The following is a 19369-nucleotide window of genomic DNA, read 5'->3' on the forward strand; positions in this document are numbered from 1 at the left end:
CATGAACAGCACGCTTATCCAGACAGACCGTTTCACCTTGAGTGAAACCGAGCGCTCGGCCATCGAGCACGAGCTGCATCACTACGAAGACCCGCGCGCGGCGTCGATCGAAGCCTTGAAGATCGTCCAGAAGGAACGTGGCTGGGTGCCCGACGGCGCGCTCTACGCCATTGGCGAAATCCTCGGCATCCCGGCGAGCGACGTTGAAGGGGTGGCGACGTTCTATAGCCAGATCTTCCGTCAGCCGGTCGGCCGCCACATCATTCGCGTCTGCGACAGCATGGTCTGCTTCATCGGCGGCCACGAGTCGGTGGTCAGCGAAATCCAGAGCAAGCTCGTCATCGGCCTGGGTGAAACCACCGCCGACGGTCGTTTCACCCTGCTGCCGGTCTGCTGCCTCGGCAACTGCGACAAGGCGCCGGCGTTGATGATCGACGACGACACATTCGGTGATGTGCAGCCTGCTGGCGTCGCCAACTTGCTCGAGGGCTACGTATGACCCTGACTTCCTTCGGTCCTGCCAACCGCATCAAGCGTTCGGCCGAGACTCACCCGCTGACCTGGCGCCTGCGTGACGACGGCGAGGCCGTGTGGCTCGACGAGTACCAGGCCAAGAACGGTTACGCGGCGGCGCGCAAGGCCTTCGCCGACATGGCCCAGGACGACATCGTCCAGACCGTGAAAGACGCCGGCCTGAAAGGTCGCGGCGGTGCAGGCTTCCCCACGGGCGTGAAGTGGGGCCTGATGCCCAAAGACGAATCCATCAACATCCGCTACCTGCTGTGCAACGCGGACGAGATGGAACCGAACACCTGGAAAGACCGCATGCTGATGGAGCAACTGCCCCATCTGCTGATCGAAGGCATGCTGATCAGTGCCCGCGCGCTGAAAACCTACCGTGGCTACATCTTCCTGCGTGGCGAATACACCACCGCCGCCAAGCACCTGAACCGTGCCGTGGAAGAAGCCAAGGCAGCCGGTCTGCTGGGCAAGAACATCCTGGGCAGCGGCTTCGATTTCGAGCTGTTCGTCCACACTGGCGCCGGGCGTTACATCTGCGGTGAAGAAACCGCACTGATCAACTCCCTCGAAGGCCGCCGCGCCAACCCGCGCTCCAAGCCGCCCTTCCCTGCCGCCGTTGGCGTGTGGGGCAAGCCGACTTGCGTGAACAACGTTGAAACCCTGTGCAACGTCCCGGCGATCATTGCCGACGGCGTGGACTGGTACAAATCGTTGGCCCGCGAAGGCAGCGAAGACATGGGCACCAAGCTCATGGGCTTCTCCGGCAAGGTCAAGAACCCGGGCCTGTGGGAATTGCCGTTCGGCATCACCGGTCGCGAGCTGTTCGAAGACTACGCCGGAGGCATGCGCGACGGCTTCACGCTCAAGGCCTGGCAGCCAGGCGGCGCCGGTACCGGTTTCCTGTTGCCGGAACACCTCGACGCACAAATGTACGCCGGCGGCATCGCCAAAGTGGGCACCCGCATGGGTACCGGCCTGGCCATGGCGGTGGACGACAGCGTCAACATGGTGTCCCTGCTGCGCAACATGGAAGAGTTCTTCTCCCGCGAGTCGTGCGGCTTCTGCACCCCGTGCCGTGACGGTCTGCCATGGAGCGTCAAGCTCCTGCGCGCCATCGAGAACGGTGAAGGGCAAGCCGGCGATATCGAGACCCTCCTGGGTCTGGTCGGTTTCCTCGGCCCTGGCAAGACCTTCTGTGCTCACGCACCGGGCGCCGTGGAGCCATTGGGCAGCGCAATCAAATACTTCCGCCATGAGTTCGAAGCCGGCATCGCGCCAACCAGCGCCGTCGTCCCGCCTCTGGCAAGGCCGATCGTAGTCGGCGCGTAAACGCTTAAAAAGGCGAAGGGTCCGTGCCCTTCGCCTTCTCGTTCGATGACGCCTTTATGGGCTGTTTGGATTCGGACGAATAACAAGATTCCATTAGCCACGCCCGCTGACACCGGGCCAACGAAGAACTTTGAACCATGGCCACTATCCACGTAGACGGCAAAGAGCTCGAAGTCGATGGGGCAGACAACCTGTTACAGGCATGTCTGTCGCTAGGCCTCGATATCCCTTATTTCTGCTGGCACCCCGCCCTTGGCAGCGTTGGCGCTTGCCGCCAGTGCGCGGTCAAGCAGTACACCGACGCCAACGACACCCGTGGTCGGATCGTCATGTCCTGCATGACCCCCGCCACCGACGGCAGCTGGATCTCCATCGAAGACGAAGAGGCGAAAGTATTCCGCGCCAGCGTCGTCGAATGGCTGATGACCAACCACCCCCACGACTGCCCGGTCTGTGAGGAAGGCGGTCACTGCCACCTGCAAGACATGACGGTAATGACCGGCCACAACGAGCGCCGTTACCGCTTCACCAAGCGTACCCACCAGAACCAGGATCTCGGCCCGTTCATCGGTCACGAGATGAACCGCTGCATCGCTTGCTACCGTTGCGTGCGCTTCTATAAGGACTACGCCGGCGGCACCGACCTCGGTGTGTTCGGCGCCCACGACAACGTGTACTTCGGTCGCGTTGAAGACGGCACCCTGGAAAGCGAGTTCTCCGGCAACCTCACCGAGGTCTGCCCGACCGGTGTGTTCACCGACAAGACTCACTCCGAGCGCTACAACCGCAAGTGGGATATGCAGTTCTCGCCGAGCATCTGCCATGGCTGCTCCAGCGGTTGCAACATCTCCCCGGGCGAACGCTACGGTGAACTGCGTCGGATCGAAAACCGTTTCAACGGTTCGGTCAACCAGTACTTCCTGTGCGACCGTGGCCGTTTCGGCTATGGCTATGTCAACCGCGAAGACCGCCCGCGTCAGCCATTGCTGGCCAATGGCGCCAAGCTGAGCCTCGACGAAGCGCTGGATAAAGCCGCCGACCTGCTGCGCGGTCGCAACATCGTCGGTATCGGTTCGCCCCGCGCCAGCCTCGAAAGCAACTTCGCGTTGCGCGAACTGGTCGGCGCCGAGCACTTCTACTCCGGTATCGAAGCCGCCGAGCTGGAACGCATTCGCCTGGTGATGCAGGTGCTGAAAGACAGCCCGCTGCCGATCCCGAACATGCGCGACATCGAAGACCACGACGCGATCTTCGTCCTCGGTGAAGACCTGACCCAGACCGCTGCCCGTATGGCGCTGTCCCTGCGTCAATCGGTCAAGGGCAAGGCCGAAGACATGGCCGACGCCATGCGCGTTCAGCCGTGGCTCGACGCTGCGGTGAAGAACATCGGTCAGAAAGAACTGAACCCGCTGTTCATCGCCAGCCTGGCTGAAACCAAGCTCGACGACATCGCCGAAGAATGTGTCCACGCTGCCCCGGACGATCTGGCCCGCATCGGTTTCGCCGTGGCTCACGCCCTCGACGCCAGCGCGCCAGCAGTTGAAGGCCTCGATACTGAAGCCCTCGACCTGGCCAAGCGCATTGCCGACGCCCTGCTCGCTGCCAAGCGTCCGCTGATCATCGCCGGTACTTCGTTGGGCTCCAAAGCCTTGATCGAAGCTGCCGCCAACATCGCCAAGGCCCTGAAGCTGCGCGAGAAGAACGGTTCCATCAGCCTGATCGTGCCAGAGGCCAACAGCCTCGGCCTGGCCATGCTCGGTGGCAACTCGGTCGACGACGCGCTGCAAGCGGTGATCGATGGCAAGGCCGACGCCATCGTCGTGCTGGAAAACGATCTGTACACCCGTACCGACAAAGCCAAGGTTGATGCTGCCCTGAACGCCGCGAAAGTGGTGATCGTGGCGGACCACCAGAAAACCGCCACCAGCGATCGCGCGCACCTGGTTCTGCCAGCCGCCAGCTTCGCTGAAGGCGACGGTACCTTGGTCAGCCAGGAAGGCCGCGCCCAGCGCTTCTTCCAGGTCTTCGACCCGAAATACATGGACGCGAGCATCCTGGTTCACGAAGGCTGGCGCTGGCTGCACGCCCTGCGCGCAACCCTGTTGAACCAGCCGATCGACTGGACCCAACTGGACCACGTCACCGCTGCCGTCGCTTCGAGCACGCCGCAACTGGCGCGTATCGTTGATGCCGCACCGTCCGCCGCGTTCCGCATCAAGGGCATGAAGCTGGCCCGCGAACCGCTGCGTTACTCCGGTCGTACCGCCATGCGCGCTGACATCAGCGTGCACGAACCGCGTACCCCGCAAGACAACGACACCGCGTTCAACTTCTCGATGGAAGGTTACTCGGGCTCGGTCGAACCGCGTCAGCAAGTGCCATTCGCCTGGTCTCCGGGCTGGAACTCGCCGCAGGCCTGGAACAAGTTCCAGGACGAAGTCGGTGGTCACATCCGCGCTGGCGACCCGGGCACCCGCCTGATCGAAAGCACCGGTGACTCGCTGAACTGGTTCGCCAGTGTTCCACGTGCGTTCAACCCGGCGCCGGGCACCTGGCAAGTCGTGCCGTTCTTCCACCTGCTCGGCAGCGAAGAGAACTCTTCCAAAGCCGCACCGGTTCAGGAACGCATCCCGGCCGCCTACGTCGCCCTGGCCAAATCCGAAGCCGATCGCCTGGGTGTCAATGACGGTGCCCTGCTCAGCGTGAACGTGGATGGCCAGACCTTGCGTCTGCCGCTGCGTATCAACGAAGAGTTGGGCGCTGGCCTGGTGGCGTTGCCTGCGGGTATCGCCGGCATCCCGGCGGCGATCTTTGGCAAAACCGTTGACGGTCTGCAGGAGGCAGCTCAATGACCTGGTTCACGCCTGAAGTGATTGACGTGATCATCGCGGTCCTCAAGGCCATCGTGATTCTGCTCGCCGTGGTGGTGTGCGGCGCGCTGCTGAGCTGGGTCGAGCGTCGTCTGCTCGCCCTCTGGCAGGACCGTTACGGTCCGAACCGCGTCGGCCCGTTCGGCGCGTTCCAGATCGCGGCCGACATGATCAAGATGTTCTTCAAGGAAGACTGGACGCCGCCGTTCGCCGACAAGATGATCTTCACCCTGGCACCGGTAGTCGCCATGAGCGCCCTGCTGATTGCCTTCGCGATCATCCCGATCACCCCGACCTGGGGCGTGGCGGACATCAACATCGGCATCCTGTTCTTCTTCGCCATGGCCGGTCTGTCGGTCTACGCGGTGTTGTTCGCCGGCTGGTCGAGTAACAACAAGTTCGCCCTGCTGGGCAGCTTGCGGGCCTCGGCACAAACCGTGTCGTACGAAGTGTTCATGGGCCTGTCGCTGATGGGCATCGTGATCCAGGTCGGCTCGTTCAACATGCGCGACATCGTTGAATATCAAGCGCAGAACCTGTGGTTCATCATCCCACAGATCTTCGGTTTCCTGACCTTCTTCATCGCTGGCGTCGCCGTGACTCACCGTCACCCGTTCGACCAGCCGGAAGCGGAACAGGAACTGGCCGACGGTTACCACATTGAATACGCCGGCATGAAATGGGGCATGTTCTTCGTGGGTGAGTACATCGGCATCGTGTTGATTTCGGCGCTGCTGGTGACCCTGTTCTTCGGTGGCTGGCACGGTCCGTTCGGCATTCTGCCGCAGATCCCGTTCATCTGGTTCGCGCTCAAAACCGCGTTCTTCATCATGATCTTCATCCTGCTGCGCGCCTCGATCCCGCGCCCACGGTATGACCAAGTGATGGATTTCAGCTGGAAGTTCTGCCTGCCGCTGACCCTCGTCAACATGCTGGTGACCGCTGCGATCGTGTTGCTCAACACGCCCGCCATCGCGGCTCAGTGAGGATAGAGAATCATGAAGTACATATTTGACATCGTGCATGGCTTCTTCACCCAGCTTCGCAGCCTGGTGATGATCTTCGGCCACGCCTTCCGCAAGCGCGACACGCTGCAGTACCCGGAAGAAGCCGTGTACCTGCCGCCGCGCTACCGTGGCCGTATCGTCCTGACCCGCGACCCTGATGGCGAAGAGCGTTGTGTTGCCTGCAACCTGTGCGCCGTGGCGTGCCCGGTCGGTTGCATCTCGCTGCAGAAAGCCGAAACCGAAGACGGTCGCTGGTACCCGGACTTCTTCCGCATCAACTTCTCGCGCTGCATCTTTTGCGGCCTCTGCGAGGAAGCCTGCCCGACCACCGCGATCCAGCTGACACCGGATTTCGAGATGGCCGAGTTCAAACGTCAGGACCTGGTTTACGAGAAAGAAGATCTGCTGATCTCCGGCCCCGGCAAAAACCCTGATTACAACTTCTATCGTGTTGCAGGTATGGCGATTGCCGGGAAGCCGAAAGGCTCCGCGCAGAACGAAGCCCAGCCGATCAACGTGAAGAGCTTGCTGCCTTAAGGAAGAAAGATGGAATTCGCTTTCTATTTCGCATCGGGTATCGCGGTTGTGGCCACGCTTCGCGTGATCACCAACACCAACCCTGTGCACGCCCTGCTCTACCTGATCATTTCGCTGATTGCCGTGGCGATGACCTTTTTCGCCCTCGGCGCGCCGTTTGCCGGTGTGCTGGAAGTGATCGCCTACGCTGGCGCCATCATGGTGCTGTTCGTGTTCGTGGTAATGATGCTCAACCTTGGCCCTGCCTCGGTTCAGCAAGAGCGCGTCTGGCTCAAGCCCGGCATCTGGCTCGGCCCGGTGATTCTCGGCGCCCTGCTGCTGGCTGAACTGCTGTACGTACTGTTCAGCCACTCCAGCGGTCAGGCCGTCGGCCACACCACCGTAGACGCAAAGGCCGTGGGCATCAGCCTGTTCGGTCCGTACCTGCTGGTGGTCGAACTCGCCTCGATGTTGCTGCTCGCCGCAGCCGTCACGGCGTTCCACTTGGGCCGCAACGAAGCCAAGGAGCAATGACGATGCCTGCTATCCCTATGGAGCATGGTCTGGCGGTCGCCGGCATCCTGTTCTGCCTCGGTCTGGTCGGCCTGATGGTCCGGCGCAACATTCTCTTCGTGCTGATGAGCCTGGAGGTCATGATGAATGCCTCCGCGTTGGCGTTCATCGTCGCCGGTAGCCGCTGGGGCCAGCCGGATGGACAGATCATGTTCATCCTGGTGATCAGCCTGGCAGCCGCCGAGGCCAGTATTGGCCTGGCGATTCTGTTGCAGCTGTATCGCCGCTTCCACACTCTCGATATCGACGCTGCCAGCGAGATGCGCGGATGAATCTTCTCTATCTGACTTTCGTATTCCCTCTCATAGGTTTCCTGCTGCTGTCGTTCTCACGCGGCCGCTTCTCGGAAAACCTGTCGGCGCTGATTGGCGTCGGCTCCATCGGTCTGTCGGCGATTGTCGCCGCTTACGTGATCTGGCAATTCAACGTCGCCCCGCCGGAAGGCGGCCACTACACGCAAGTGTTGTGGCAGTGGATGGCGGTTGAAGGCTTTACGCCGAACTTCGCCCTGTACCTGGATGGCCTGTCGGTCACCATGCTCGGTGTGGTGGTCGGCGTCGGCTTCCTGATCCACCTGTTCGCGTCCTGGTACATGCGCGGTGAAGACGGTTACTCGCGCTTCTTCGCCTACACCAACCTGTTTATCGCCAGCATGCTGTTCCTGATCCTGGGCGATAACCTGTTGTTCCTGTACTTCGGCTGGGAAGGCGTGGGCCTGTGCTCGTACCTGTTGATCGGTTTCTACTACAGCAACCGCAACAACGGTAACGCGGCACTCAAAGCCTTTATCGTGACCCGGATCGGCGACGTGTTCATGGCCATCGGCCTGTTCATCCTGTTCCAACAGTTGGGCACGCTGAACGTCCAGGAACTGCTGGTGCTGGCACCGCAGAAGTTCCAGGTCGGCGACTTCTGGATCGTCCTGGCGACTCTGATGCTGCTGGGCGGCGCTGTGGGTAAATCCGCGCAACTGCCGCTGCAAACCTGGCTGGCGGATGCGATGGCCGGTCCTACCCCGGTTTCGGCCCTGATCCACGCCGCAACCATGGTGACCGCAGGCGTCTACCTGATTGCCCGGACCCACGGCTTGTTCGCCCTGGCGCCGGATATCCTGCACCTGGTCGGCGTTGTCGGTGGCGTGACCCTGGTTCTCGCCGGTTTTGCCGCGCTGGTCCAGACCGACATCAAACGTATCCTCGCCTATTCGACCATGAGCCAGATCGGCTACATGTTCCTGGCACTGGGCGTTGGCGCATGGGATGGCGCGATTTTCCACCTGATGACCCACGCCTTCTTCAAGGCGCTGCTGTTCCTGGCGTCCGGCGCGGTGATCGTTGCCTGCCACCACGAGCAGAACATCTTCAAGATGGGCGGCCTGTGGAAGAAACTGCCGCTGGCCTACACCAGCTTCATCGTCGGCGGCGCGGCCCTGTCTGCCCTGCCACTGGTGACCGCAGGCTTCTACTCCAAGGACGAAATCCTCTGGGAAGCGTTCGCCAGCGGCAACCACGGTCTGCTCTACGCAGGTCTGGTCGGCGCGTTCATGACTTCGCTGTACACCTTCCGCCTGATCTTCATCGCGTTCCACGGTGAAGCGAAGACCGAAGCCCACGCCGGTCACGGCATCGCTCACTGGCTGCCACTGTCGGTGCTGATCGTGTTGTCGACCTTCGTCGGCGCGATGATCGTGCCACCGCTGCACGGCGTGTTGCCAGAGAGCGTCGGCCATGCCGGCGGCGAAGCCAAGCACAGTCTGGAAATCGCCTCGGGCGCCATCGCCCTGGCCGGGATCCTGCTGGCCGCGCTGCTGTTCCTCGGCAAGCGTCGTTTCGTCACTGCAATCGCCAACAGCGGCATCGGCCGCTTCCTTTCGGCCTGGTGGTTCGCTGCCTGGGGCTTCGACTGGATCTACGACAAACTGTTCGTCAAGCCATACCTTGCGATCAGCCACGCACTGCGCAAAGACCCGCTCGATCAGACCATCGGTTTGATCCCGCGTATGGCCAAGGGCGGCCACACCGCCCTGAGCCGTACCGAAACCGGTCAACTGCGTTGGTACGCGGCCTCGATGGCAGCCGGCTCCGTGCTGGTCATCGGCGCCATCGTGCTGGTAGCGGTCTGAATATGAACCTTGCGAACTTGCGAAAGGAATTGAGCCCGTCATGATTCTGCCTTGGCTAATCCTGATCCCCTTCATCGGCGGCCTGCTGTGCTGGATGGGTGAGCGCTTCGGCGCCACCCTCCCCCGCTGGATTGCGCTGTTGACCATGACCCTGGAACTCGCACTCGGCCTCTGGCTGTGGGCCCACGGTAACTATTCATTTGCTCCGGCGCCTGGCGCCGATCCGGTCTGGGCGCTTGAGTTCAAGCACATCTGGATCCAGCGCTTCGGCATCAGCGTGCACCTGGCCCTCGATGGCCTGTCGCTGCTGATGATCCTGCTGACCGGTTTGCTGGGTATCCTCTCGGTACTCTGCTCGTGGAAAGAGATCCAGCGTCACGTCGGCTTCTTCCACTTGAACCTGATGTGGATCCTGGGCGGTGTGGTCGGCGTGTTCCTCGCCCTCGACCTGTTCATGTTCTTCTTCTTCTGGGAAATGATGCTGGTGCCGATGTACTTCCTCATCGCGCTCTGGGGTCACAGTTCTTCGGACGGCAAGAAAACCCGGATCTACGCGGCGACCAAGTTCTTCATCTTCACCCAGGCTTCCGGCCTGATCATGTTGGTGGCGATCCTGGGTCTGGTGCTGGTCAACTTCAACAGCACTGGCGTGATCACGTTCAACTACGCCGACCTGCTGAAAACCAAGATGTCGCTCACCACCGAGTACATCCTGATGCTCGGCTTCTTCATCGCCTTCGCGGTGAAGCTGCCGGTCGTACCGTTCCATTCCTGGTTGCCTGATGCTCACGCCCAGGCGCCAACGGCGGGTTCGGTCGATCTCGCGGGTATCTTGTTGAAGACGGCGGCTTACGGTCTGCTGCGTTTCGCCCTGCCGCTGTTCCCGAATGCCTCGGCCGAGTTCGCGCCGATCGCCATGACCCTCGGTCTGGTCGGGATCTTCTACGGTGCGTTCCTGGCCTTCGCCCAAACCGACATCAAGCGTCTGATCGCCTATTCCTCCGTTTCCCACATGGGCTTCGTGTTGATTGGCATCTACTCCGGCAGCCAACTGGCGCTGCAGGGCGCGGTGATGCAGATGCTGGCGCACGGTGTTTCGGCGGCAGCACTCTTTATCCTCAGTGGTCAGTTGTACGAACGCACCCACACCCGCGACATGCGTGAGATGGGTGGCCTGTGGTCGAAGATCGCTTACCTGCCGGCTATCAGCCTGTTCTTCGCGGCCGCGTCCCTGGGCTTGCCGGGTACCGGTAACTTCGTCGGTGAGTTCCTGATCCTGATCGGCACCTTTGCCGCTGCGCCGTGGATCACCGCGATCGCGACGTCGGGCCTGGTGTTCGGTTCGGTCTACTCGCTGATCATGATCCACCGTGCCTACTTCGGCCCGTCCAAGTCGGACGCGGTGTTGCACGGCATGGATGGTCGCGAACTGATCATGGTGGTCGGCCTGGCGGTACTGCTGATTTACATCGGCGTGTACCCGCAGCCGTTCCTCGACACTTCTGCCGCGACGATGCATGGCGTGCAGCAGTGGCTCGGTACCGCCTTCACTCAACTCGCTTCGGCCCGGTAAGAGCGCTATGGAATTCACGACTCAACACTTTATCGCGCTCGCGCCGTTGTTGATCACCACCGCCACGATCATCGTGGTGATGCTGGCCATCGCCTGGCGCCGCAACCACTCGCAGACCTTCCTGATTTCCGTGGCGGGTTTGAACCTGGCGTTGCTGTCGATCCTGCCAGCCTTGAAGGTCGCGCCCCTGGCCGTGACCCCGCTGCTGCAGATCGATAACTTCGCTTGCTTGTATATGGCGCTGATCCTGGTCGCCACCCTCGCTTGTGTGACCCTCGCCCACGCCTACCTCGGCGATGGCGGCACGGGTTACCCGGGCAACCGCGAAGAACTGTACCTGCTGATCCTGATGGCCGCCGCCGGTGGCCTGGTTCTGGTCAGCGCGCAACACCTGGCCGGGTTGTTCATCGGTCTGGAACTGTTGTCGGTGCCGGTCTACGGTCTGGTGGCGTATGCCTTCTTCAACAAGCGTTCGCTGGAAGCCGGTATCAAGTACATGGTGCTGTCGGCCGCCGGCTCTGCGTTCCTGTTGTTCGGTATGGCCCTGCTCTACGCCGACTCCGGCAGCCTGAGCTTCGTCGGTATCGGTCAAGCGCTGGCGGCCACTGGCCTGCCAAGCTCCCTGGCGCAAATGGGCCTGGGCATGATGTTGATCGGCCTGGCGTTCAAACTGTCGCTGGTACCGTTCCACCTCTGGACCCCGGACGTTTACGAAGGGGCTCCGGCACCGGTTGCAGCGTTCCTCGCGACCGCTTCGAAAGTCGCCGTGTTTGCCGTGATGGTGCGTCTGTTCCAGATCTCCCCTGCCGCAAGCAGCGGTGTCCTGAGCGACGTGCTGACCATCATCGCCATTGCGTCGATCCTGTTCGGCAACCTGCTGGCACTGACCCAGAGCAACCTCAAGCGTCTGCTGGGTTACTCGTCCATCGCCCACTTCGGTTACCTGCTGATCGCCCTCGTGGCGAGCAAGGGTCTGGCCGTGGAAGCCATCGGCGTGTACCTGGTCACCTACGTGATCACCAGCCTTGGCGCGTTCGGTGTAATCACCCTGATGTCCTCGCCGTACAAAGGCCGTGACGCTGACGCCCTGTACGAATACCGCGGCCTGTTCTGGCGTCGTCCGTACCTGACCGCCGTGCTGACCGTGATGATGCTGTCCCTGGCCGGCATCCCGCTGACCGCGGGCTTCATCGGCAAGTTCTACATCATCGCCACCGGCGTCGAGTCGCACCAATGGTGGCTGGTGGGTTCCCTGGTACTGGGCAGCGCCATCGGCGTCTTCTACTACCTGCGCGTGATGGTCACCCTGTACCTGATCGAGCCGAACCTGCGTCGCCACGATGCGCAACTGCACTGGGAACAAAAGGCAGGCGGCGTGATGCTGCTGGCCATCGCCGCCCTGGCGTTCTTCCTGGGGCTGTATCCGCAGCCGTTGCTGGTGTTGGTACAGCAAGCAGGTCTGGCGGGTTGATCGTTTAGCGATACTCGGTAGAAAACAGAAACGGCACCTTCGGGTGCCGTTTTTGCGTTTGGGGGATCGTGATTTTCAAACATCGATTTATGTACCACTTCCCCAGCCAGTCCCACAGCCAAGTATCCCGTCTCTTTTATCGAATGCTCTCACCGCACTGGTCGACTCTTCCTACAGGTGTTTTTACAACTGGGGTCTACCGTTGAAATCGGGAACGAAAAGGATGGCTTCGATGCCTTGACCGATTCGATTATTGAGACAAACTATACGTAGGTAGCGTACAGAACATGGATGCTCTATTGGTCGAGTTACGTATGTTTCAGAAACATCGAGACGATTACCTGGATGACGATCTGTTTCGCAGCTTTCAATTGGCGTTGCTGAAGAACCCTGAAGCGGGCGACCTGATTGAGGGCACCGGGGGGCTGCGCAAAATTCGCTTCTGCGACCAACGACGAGGCAAAGGCAAGCGCAGCGGATTACGGGTGATTTATTACTGGTGGTCAGGCTTCGATCAATTCTGGCTGTTCACCGTGTATGGCAAAGACGAGCAAGACGACCTGTCGCCCATTCAGAAAAAGCTTTTCAGACAAACGCTGGATAGAGAAATCAAAACGAGATCCCACTATGAAACGTGACATTTTTGCTGAACTGATGGATGGCCTCGAAGCCTTGGCCGATGAGCGCCAAGGCAAGATCACGCTGCGAACCCATAAGGTTCAGTTGCCAGAACTGATGCCCATCACTGCCAAGGAAGTGGTCGCTATCCGCCAACAGCTCAACCTCTCCCGGTCAGTGTTCGCGGCCTATCTGCGCACCAATACCCGAACCCTGGAAAACTGGGAACAGGGACGGGCAACACCCAACGCCCAGGCTACGACCCTTATCCGCCTGGTCGAACGCTTTCCGCAGACGATCGAACATCTCGCCGCCCTGACCTAAAGCCAGAGGGCTTATATCCGATGATTTTCAAGGCAGCCTAATGTGAGGCCTCTGATTTTCAACCTTACGCACCACGAATTTCAGCGTTGCTGTCAGATGTTAGTTCTGTTGATAAGACTGGGTGAGTCAGACGGCCTCTTCGCGAGCAAGCCCGCTCCCACAGTGGTTCGGGGTTGCTCATAAATAATGTGTTTGCCACGGATCCCTGTGGGAGCGGGCTTGCTCGCGAAAGCGGTCCATCAACCACAAATAAAAACGGCACCTTCCGGTGCCGTTCGCCTTTCTCAGTACAGAAGCTTACTTACGCGCATCCGCCCACGATTTCAGCAGTTCGTTGTAGCTGACCGTCTCACCTTTAGGCTTCTCATTCGCCAACTTAGGCTTCGGCGCCCCCGGTTGATCGAACCAGTATTGCGCATCCCGTTCCGGGTTCATTTTCGGGCCGCACACCGGTTGCACCTTGGAGCGTTCAAGCCGCGTCATGATGGCGTCCTGGTCCTTGGCCAGACCATCGAGTGCCTGTTGCGGGGTTTTCTCGCCGCTGGCGGCTTCGGCGATGTGGCTCCACCACAGTTGCGCCAAACGTGGATAGTCCGGCACGTTGGTCCCGGTCGGGGTCCATTGCACACGGGCCGGGCTGCGGTAGAACTCGACCAGGCCACCGAGTTTCGGCGCCAGATCGGTCATGGCTTGCGAGTTGATGTCCGACTCGCGAATCGGCGTCAGGCCGACGATGGTTTTCTTCAGGGATACGGTTTTCGAGGTCACAAACTGCGCGTAGAGCCAGGCTGCGAGTTTCTGTTTCTCAGGCGTGGACTTCATGAACGTCCAGGAACCCACGTCCTGATAGCCCAGCTTCATGCCCTCCTCCCAATACGGCCCGCGCGGGGACGGCGCCATGCGCCATTTCGGCGAGCCATCGGCGTTGACTACGGGCAGACCCGGCTTGGTCATGTCGGCGGTAAACGCGGTGTACCAGAAGATTTGCTGGGCGATGTTGCCCTGGGACGGCACCGGCCCGGACTCGGAGAAGGTCATGCCCGCCGCTTCCGGTGGCGCGTAGGCCTTGAGCCAGTCGACGTATTTCTGCGTCGCGTAGACCGCCGCCGGGCCGTTGGTGTCGCCGCCACGGGTGATGCTGGAACCCACCGGGTGGCAGTCCTCGACGCGAATCCCCCACTCGTCCACCGGCAAGCCGTTCGGGATGCCTTTGTCGCCGGCACCGGCCATGGAGAACCAGGCATCGGTGAAGCGCCAGCCCAGGGACGGGTCTTTCTTGCCGTAGTCCATGTGCCCGTAGATGCGTTTGCCGTCGATTTCCTTGACGTCTTCGCTGAAGAACTTGGCGATGTCTTCATAGGCCGACCAGTTCACCGGCACGCCCAATTCGTAACCGTACTTTTCCTTGAACTTGGCTTTCAGCTCAGGCCGCTCAAACCAGTCGGCGCGGAACCAGTAAAGGTTGGCGAATTGCTGGTCGGGCAGCTGATAGATCTTGCCGTCCGGCGCGGTGGTGAAGGAAATGCCGATGAAGTCCTTGATGTCCAGGGTCGGCGAGGTGAAGTCCTTGCCTTCGTTGGCCATCAGGTCGGTGATCGCCTCGGTCTTGCCGTAGCGAAAGTGCGTACCGATCAGGTCCGAGTCGTTGACCCAGCCGTCATAGATGCTCTTGTCCGACTGCATCACGGTTTGCAGCTTCTCCACCACGTCGCCTTCTTGCAGCAAATCGTGGGTGACCTTGATCCCGGTGATCTCGGTAAAGGCCTTGGCCAGGACCTTGGACTCATATTCGTGAGTGGTCAGGGTTTCCGAGACGACCTTGATGTTCATCCCGCGAAACGGCTGGGCAGCCTTGATGAACCACTTCAATTCCTCGAGCTGCTGATCGGCCGTCAGGGTGGACGGTTTGAATTCGCTGCCGATCCATTTTTTTGCCGCGTCTTCGTAGGCATCGGCCCAGGCCGTCGCGCTCAAACCGCTGAGTGCCAGCAGGGCTGCCAATGAAATGCTATGTCGCAGCTTATTGTTTTTGTCGAACATAGAGACCTCCTGTTTAAGTTTCGGAGCAACTTTGCCGAGCGATTCGACTAGCCCCAACGCATCACAGCCAACAGCCACACCAGGGACAACGCGGACGCCACCCAGATGCTCCAGTCGGTGACGCCGATTACCAGCAGATGCAGGTAGGCGCTGCCGAGAAGACCGATAAACAAGCGATCGCCACGGGTGGTGGCAATCGGCAACAAACCTCGCCGAAGGATGCTCGGCGAGCGCAACTCCCAGGTCGTCATGCCCACCAGAATCAGGCCAATGACGATGAAAAACACCGCTGTCGGGGCGGTCCAGCTCATCCATTCCATCATCAGCTCCTCAGACCCGGCCCAGGGCAAAGCCCTTGGCCACGTGGTTGCGAACAAACCAGATCACCAGCATGCCCGGCAGGATGGTCAACACCCCTGCCGCCGCCAGTACGCCCCAATCGATGCCGGACGCCGAGACCGTGCGCGTCATCACCGCCGCGATGGGTTTGGCGTTGACCGACGTCAGGGTCCGCGCCAGCAGCAACTCGACCCAGGAGAACATGAAGCAGAAAAACGCCGTGACACCGATCCCGGAACCGATCAGCGGGATGAAAATCTTCACGAAGAACTTCGGAAAACTGTAGCCATCGATGTAGGCCGTTTCGTCGATTTCCTTGGGCACCCCGGACATGAAGCCTTCGAGGATCCACACCGCCAACGGCACGTTAAACAGGCAGTGCGCCAGGGCCACGGCGATGTGGGTATCGAACAACCCGATGGACGAATACAGCTGGAAGAACGGCAGCAAAAACACCGCCGGTGGGGCCATGCGGTTGGTCAGCAGCCAGAAAAACAGGTGCTTGTCGCCGAGGAAGCGATACCGCGAGAACGCATAAGCCGCCGGCAGCGCCACGCTCAGGGAAATCACCGTGTTCAGGCTCACGTAGTACAGCGAGTTCAGGTAACCGGTGTACCAACTCGGGTCGGTGAAGATCACCTTGTAGTTGGCCAAGGTGAAATCCTGAGGAAACAGCGTCAAACCGCCGAGGATTTCGGTGTTGCTTTTGAAGGACATGTTCAGCAGCCAGTAGATCGGCACCAGCAGAAACAGGATGTAGATCAGCAATGGAATGAGCTTTCTTTTACTCATGGCAGACCTCAGCGGTTGGCGTCAGAGTGAGTCATGGCCGTGTAGAACAGCCAGGACACCAACAGGATGATCAGGAAATACACCAGCGAGAAAGCCGCCGCCGGGCCGAGGTCGAATTGCCCTACGGCCATTTGGGTCAAGGTCTGACTCAAGAAGGTCGTGGCATTCCCCGGACCGCCGCCGGTCAGCACGAACGGCTCGGTGTAGATCATGAAACTGTCCATGAAGCGCAACATCACCGCGATCAGCAGCACGCTCTTAAGCTTGGGCAACTGGATATGCCGGAACACCGCCCAGGACGACGCGCGGTCAATGCGCGCGGCCTGGTAGTACACGTCGGGAATGGCCCGCAACCCGGAGAAACACAACAGCGCCACCAGCGAGGTCCAGTGCCAGACGTCCATCACCAGCACCGTGACCCAGGCGTCCATGGTGTTCGACGCGTAGTTGTAGTTAATGCCCATGGCATTCAGGCTGGAACCGAGCAAACCAATATCGGCGCGGCCGAAGATCTGCCAGATGGTGCCGACCACGTTCCACGGGATCAGCAGCGGAATCGCCAGGATGATCAGCACCAGCGACGACCAGCGCCCCTTGGTCGGCATGGTCAGGGCGATGGCGATGCCCAGCGGGATTTCGATCAGCAGCACGCAGCCGGAATAGATGAACTGGCGCAGCAATGAGTCGTGCAACCGAGGATCGAGCAGCACCTGCTTGTACCAGTCGGCGCCGACGAAGTAGCGGCTGGACTGGTCGAAGATGTCCTGTACCGAGTAGTTGACCACGGTCATCATCGGGATCACCGCACTGAATGCCACCAGCAGGAACACCGGCAGGACCAACCACCAGGCCTTGTTGTTTTGCACCTTGTTCATGGCTGCACCTCCAGTAGGTAATCGTCGGCATAGACCATCAACCACTGCGCCGGAAAACTGATGTACGCCGTGCCTTCGGGCACCGGTTTGTCTTCGGCCAGGCGCACTTTCAGCGGTGCGCCGTCGAGGTTCAGGGTCATGATCTTGTAGGTGCCGAGGTCTTCGATGTGTACGACTTGTGCCTGCATCGCGTCATCAAACGGCTCGTCCCACACATGCACGAACTCCGGGCGGATGCCGACCTTCAGGGTTTTCCACGGCTTGTCGGCGATTTGTTGCTGCATCGCGTCAGACAAAGGCAAGTGCGTCGAGGCGAAACCGACCCCACCGGGTTGCGGCTTCACGTCGATCAGGTTCATCCCCGGGCTGCCGATGAAATAGCCGACAAAGGTGTGGCTCGGCCGTTCGAACAATTCCCGTGGCGTGCCGAACTGCACGATCTGCCCGCCGTACATCACCGCGATCTTGTCGGCGAAGGTCGAGGCTTCGAGCTGGTCGTGGGTGACGTAGACCATGGTGATGTTGAATTGCTCGTGGATCTGCTTGAGCTTGCGCCGCAGTTTCCACTTCAGGTGCGGGTCGATCACGGTCAGCGGTTCGTCAAACAGGATCGCCGACACGTCATCGCGCACCAGCCCACGACCCATGGAGACTTTCTGTTTTTCGTCGGCGGTGAGGTTGCGCGCCTTTTTGCTGAGCAGGGCCTGGAGGTCAAGCACCTCGGCAATTTCCTGCACCTTGCTGTGAATTTTCGCCTCGTTCATGCCCTGGTTTCGCAGGGGGAAGGCCAGGTTGTCGAACACCGTCATGGTGTCGTAGACCACCGGAAACTGGAAAACCTGGGCGATGTTGCGCTTTTCCGGGGTCAGGTCGTTGACCACTTTGCTGTCGAACAGCACCTGGCCCTGGGACGGGCTGAGCAGCCCGGAAATGATGTTGAGCAAGGTCGACTTGCCGCAGCCCGACGGACCCAGCAAGGCGTAGGCGCCACCCTGCTCCCAGATGTGGTCCATCTCGCGAATCGCATAATCCTCAGGACCTGTCGGCGTGCGGGTGTAGCTGTGGGCGAGGTTCTGCAAACGGATTTCGGCCATCAGGCAACCCTCGCGATACGGCGACCGGGCGCCTGGACCAGCCGCCCCTGCGTATCGAACACAAACAGTTTATGGGTCGGGATATAGATGCGAATCGGCGCATCGACGTCGTATTCGTGGACGCCCGGCAAGTGCAGCACCAGTAGGAAATGCTCGTTGCGTACGTGCAGGAAGGTTTCCGAACCGCTGATCTCGGCCACCTCGACCGTCACGGCGAGTTCCAGGTCGTCGTCGTTGCTCGGCACCAGCGAGATATGGCTGGGGCGCACACCAAAGCGGAACTCGCCCTCGCCCACCGGGCGCAGATCGACGTTCAGCGGGAAGTGCACGAAGTTGGCGAAACTGACTTCGTTGCCGGCAATCCGCCCCGGCATCAGGTTGATCGGCGGTTCGGAGAACAACTCCGCCGCCAGCACCGTTTGTGGTTGGTGATAGACCTCGGAGGACTTGCCGCTCTGGATCACCCGGCCTTCGTGAAGAATGGTGGTGGTGCCGCCCAGGGCCAGGGCTTCGTTGGGCTCGGTGGTGGCGTAGATGGCGATGGTGTGCCGCGCCTTGAACAGCTCGCGCATTTCCTGGCGCAGTTCTTCGCGCAATTTGTAGTCGAGGTTGACCAGCGGTTCGTCGAACAGGATCAGCTCCGCATCCTTGACCAGCGCCCGGGCCATGGCCGTGCGTTGCTGCTGGCCGCCGGACAGTTCCAGCGGATGGCGCTGGAGGAATTTTTCGATGCGCAGCATCTTCGCGGTTTCCAGCACTTTGCTCTGGATCACTTCGTTGGAGACACCGCCCTGGCGCAACGGCGAGGCGATGTTCTCGAACACCGTCATGGTCGGGTAGTTGATGAACTGCTGGTAGACCATCGACACGTTGCGCAGGCGCACCGGGCGTTGGGTGACGTCGACGCCGTTCATCAGGATGCGCCCGCTGTCGGGCTTGTCCAGACCGGCCATCAGGCGCATGAGGCTGGTTTTGCCGGACAGCGTGCGGCCGAGCAAAACGTTGAAGGATCCGGGTTCGAAAACAAGGCACGCATCGTCGATCCAGGTCTGGCCCTCGACGGTACGGCTGACGTGCTCCAGGGTGAGTGACATGGCTCGGCCTTTTTTATTATTTGGAGTCAAGCGACCGTAGCGATAGAGCGACATTCGTGCCAGAAATCACAAGTGATTGATCTGGTTTGAAAATCCGTGGTAACGGGAGAAAACCGCGTTCGTTGCTGAACAGAAATGAACAATCCGGACTGAACAATTGAACAGTTCGACGGTTGACAATGAACAATAGTGAACAACACTCTATTAGCA

The 19369-nt window shown here is 60.4% G+C and carries 18 protein-coding genes; 12 read left to right on the forward strand and 6 right to left on the reverse strand.

What is annotated here, in order from left to right:
- The first annotated feature begins 1 nt into the window (after position 1).
- The 12 genes from nuoE (at position 2) to FQ192_RS18955 (ending at position 12925) form a co-directional block, all read left to right on the forward strand.
- A complete protein-coding gene (nuoE, locus tag FQ192_RS18900) occupies positions 2-499 on the forward strand; it encodes an NADH-quinone oxidoreductase subunit NuoE (RefSeq protein WP_149659919.1) in 498 nt (165 codons plus the stop codon).
- The gene (gene nuoF, locus FQ192_RS18905; RefSeq protein WP_123403075.1) at positions 496-1851 is read left to right on the forward strand and encodes an NADH-quinone oxidoreductase subunit NuoF; all 1356 of its coding nucleotides are present in this window, start codon (positions 496-498) and stop codon (positions 1849-1851) included. Before nuoE ends, nuoF begins: the two co-directional genes overlap by 4 nt.
- A gap of 137 nt (positions 1852-1988) precedes the next feature.
- Positions 1989-4703, forward strand: a complete 2715-nt coding sequence (gene nuoG, locus FQ192_RS18910; protein ID WP_149659920.1) for an NADH-quinone oxidoreductase subunit NuoG — start codon at positions 1989-1991, stop codon at positions 4701-4703.
- Positions 4700-5707, forward strand: a complete 1008-nt coding sequence (gene nuoH, locus FQ192_RS18915; RefSeq protein WP_149659921.1) for an NADH-quinone oxidoreductase subunit NuoH — start codon at positions 4700-4702, stop codon at positions 5705-5707. Before nuoG ends, nuoH begins: the two co-directional genes overlap by 4 nt.
- A gap of 12 nt (positions 5708-5719) precedes the next feature.
- Complete coding sequence (gene nuoI / locus FQ192_RS18920) at positions 5720-6265, forward strand: NADH-quinone oxidoreductase subunit NuoI (protein ID WP_007946418.1); 546 nt, start codon at positions 5720-5722, stop codon at positions 6263-6265.
- Positions 6266-6274: 9 nt separating this feature from the next.
- The gene (nuoJ, locus tag FQ192_RS18925; protein WP_149659922.1) at positions 6275-6778 is read left to right on the forward strand and encodes an NADH-quinone oxidoreductase subunit J; all 504 of its coding nucleotides are present in this window, start codon (positions 6275-6277) and stop codon (positions 6776-6778) included.
- A 2-nt stretch (positions 6779-6780) separates the two neighbouring features.
- Positions 6781-7089: an NADH-quinone oxidoreductase subunit NuoK gene (gene nuoK / locus FQ192_RS18930; RefSeq protein WP_133838688.1), complete on the forward strand. Its 309-nt coding sequence runs from the start codon at positions 6781-6783 to the stop codon at positions 7087-7089.
- Positions 7086-8939, forward strand: a complete 1854-nt coding sequence (gene nuoL, locus FQ192_RS18935; RefSeq protein ID WP_149659923.1) for an NADH-quinone oxidoreductase subunit L — start codon at positions 7086-7088, stop codon at positions 8937-8939. Before nuoK ends, nuoL begins: the two co-directional genes overlap by 4 nt.
- A 40-nt stretch (positions 8940-8979) precedes the next feature.
- Positions 8980-10512: an NADH-quinone oxidoreductase subunit M gene (nuoM, locus tag FQ192_RS18940; protein WP_123403083.1), complete on the forward strand. Its 1533-nt coding sequence runs from the start codon at positions 8980-8982 to the stop codon at positions 10510-10512.
- A 7-nt stretch (positions 10513-10519) separates the two neighbouring features.
- The gene (nuoN, locus tag FQ192_RS18945) at positions 10520-11983 is read left to right on the forward strand and encodes an NADH-quinone oxidoreductase subunit NuoN (protein ID WP_123403085.1); all 1464 of its coding nucleotides are present in this window, start codon (positions 10520-10522) and stop codon (positions 11981-11983) included.
- Between the two features lie 287 nt (positions 11984-12270).
- A complete protein-coding gene (locus FQ192_RS18950; RefSeq protein ID WP_149659924.1) occupies positions 12271-12621 on the forward strand; it encodes a toxin in 351 nt (116 codons plus the stop codon).
- A complete protein-coding gene (locus tag FQ192_RS18955) occupies positions 12611-12925 on the forward strand; it encodes a DNA-binding transcriptional regulator (RefSeq protein ID WP_149659925.1) in 315 nt (104 codons plus the stop codon). Before FQ192_RS18950 ends, FQ192_RS18955 begins: the two co-directional genes overlap by 11 nt.
- 297 nt (positions 12926-13222) lie before the next feature.
- Here the strand turns inward: FQ192_RS18955 and FQ192_RS18960 are convergent, their stop codons facing one another.
- Genes FQ192_RS18960 through FQ192_RS18985 form a run of 6 tightly spaced genes read right to left on the reverse strand, consistent with a single transcriptional unit; the run spans position 13223 to position 19159 of the window.
- Positions 13223-14965, reverse strand: coding sequence for an ABC transporter substrate-binding protein (locus FQ192_RS18960; protein ID WP_149659926.1), 1743 nt, complete (start codon positions 14963-14965; stop codon positions 13223-13225).
- A 47-nt stretch (positions 14966-15012) separates the two neighbouring features.
- Complete coding sequence (locus FQ192_RS18965; RefSeq protein ID WP_149659927.1) at positions 15013-15285, reverse strand: DUF2160 domain-containing protein; 273 nt, start codon at positions 15283-15285, stop codon at positions 15013-15015.
- Between the two features lie 10 nt (positions 15286-15295).
- A complete protein-coding gene (locus tag FQ192_RS18970) occupies positions 15296-16096 on the reverse strand; it encodes a carbohydrate ABC transporter permease (protein ID WP_003232361.1) in 801 nt (266 codons plus the stop codon).
- Positions 16097-16104: 8 nt separating this feature from the next.
- On the reverse strand, positions 16105-16971 hold the full coding sequence (locus FQ192_RS18975; protein ID WP_123403091.1) for a carbohydrate ABC transporter permease: 867 nt from the start codon (positions 16969-16971) through the stop codon (positions 16105-16107).
- Positions 16968-18065 (reverse strand): ABC transporter ATP-binding protein, encoded by a 1098-nt coding sequence (locus FQ192_RS18980; RefSeq protein ID WP_149659928.1) that lies wholly within the window; start codon positions 18063-18065, stop codon positions 16968-16970. Before FQ192_RS18980 ends, FQ192_RS18975 begins: the two co-directional genes overlap by 4 nt.
- Positions 18065-19159: an ABC transporter ATP-binding protein gene (locus FQ192_RS18985; RefSeq protein ID WP_123403095.1), complete on the reverse strand. Its 1095-nt coding sequence runs from the start codon at positions 19157-19159 to the stop codon at positions 18065-18067. The genes FQ192_RS18980 and FQ192_RS18985 overlap by 1 nt, the downstream gene beginning before the upstream one ends.
- Between the last annotated feature and the right edge of the window lie 210 nt (positions 19160-19369).

The organism is Pseudomonas sp. ANT_J12 (assembly GCF_008370045.1).
In the GTDB taxonomy this organism is placed as follows: domain Bacteria; phylum Pseudomonadota; class Gammaproteobacteria; order Pseudomonadales; family Pseudomonadaceae; genus Aquipseudomonas.

Excerpts from the sequence above, each read along its gene's own strand:
- FQ192_RS18980 (WP_149659928.1), bottom strand. The coding sequence starts at position 18,065 with ATGGCCGAAATCCGTTTGCAGAACCTCGCCCACAGCTACACCCGCACG.
- FQ192_RS18985 (WP_123403095.1), bottom strand. The coding sequence starts at position 19,159 with ATGTCACTCACCCTGGAGCACGTCAGCCGTACCGTCGAGGGCCAGACC.
- FQ192_RS18950 (WP_149659924.1), top strand. The coding sequence starts at position 12,271 with ATGGATGCTCTATTGGTCGAGTTACGTATGTTTCAGAAACATCGAGAC.
- nuoF (WP_123403075.1), top strand. The coding sequence starts at position 496 with ATGACCCTGACTTCCTTCGGTCCTGCCAACCGCATCAAGCGTTCGGCC.
- nuoH (WP_149659921.1), top strand. The coding sequence starts at position 4,700 with ATGACCTGGTTCACGCCTGAAGTGATTGACGTGATCATCGCGGTCCTC.
- nuoG (WP_149659920.1), top strand. The coding sequence starts at position 1,989 with ATGGCCACTATCCACGTAGACGGCAAAGAGCTCGAAGTCGATGGGGCA.
- FQ192_RS18975 (WP_123403091.1), bottom strand. The coding sequence starts at position 16,971 with ATGAACAAGGTGCAAAACAACAAGGCCTGGTGGTTGGTCCTGCCGGTG.
- FQ192_RS18955 (WP_149659925.1), top strand. The coding sequence starts at position 12,611 with ATGAAACGTGACATTTTTGCTGAACTGATGGATGGCCTCGAAGCCTTG.
- nuoL (WP_149659923.1), top strand. The coding sequence starts at position 7,086 with ATGAATCTTCTCTATCTGACTTTCGTATTCCCTCTCATAGGTTTCCTG.
- nuoM (WP_123403083.1), top strand. The coding sequence starts at position 8,980 with ATGATTCTGCCTTGGCTAATCCTGATCCCCTTCATCGGCGGCCTGCTG.
- FQ192_RS18960 (WP_149659926.1), bottom strand. The coding sequence starts at position 14,965 with ATGTTCGACAAAAACAATAAGCTGCGACATAGCATTTCATTGGCAGCC.
- FQ192_RS18965 (WP_149659927.1), bottom strand. The coding sequence starts at position 15,285 with ATGGAATGGATGAGCTGGACCGCCCCGACAGCGGTGTTTTTCATCGTC.
- FQ192_RS18970 (WP_003232361.1), bottom strand. The coding sequence starts at position 16,096 with ATGAGTAAAAGAAAGCTCATTCCATTGCTGATCTACATCCTGTTTCTG.
- nuoE (WP_149659919.1), top strand. The coding sequence starts at position 2 with ATGAACAGCACGCTTATCCAGACAGACCGTTTCACCTTGAGTGAAACC.
- nuoK (WP_133838688.1), top strand. The coding sequence starts at position 6,781 with ATGCCTGCTATCCCTATGGAGCATGGTCTGGCGGTCGCCGGCATCCTG.
- nuoJ (WP_149659922.1), top strand. The coding sequence starts at position 6,275 with ATGGAATTCGCTTTCTATTTCGCATCGGGTATCGCGGTTGTGGCCACG.
- nuoN (WP_123403085.1), top strand. The coding sequence starts at position 10,520 with ATGGAATTCACGACTCAACACTTTATCGCGCTCGCGCCGTTGTTGATC.
- nuoI (WP_007946418.1), top strand. The coding sequence starts at position 5,720 with ATGAAGTACATATTTGACATCGTGCATGGCTTCTTCACCCAGCTTCGC.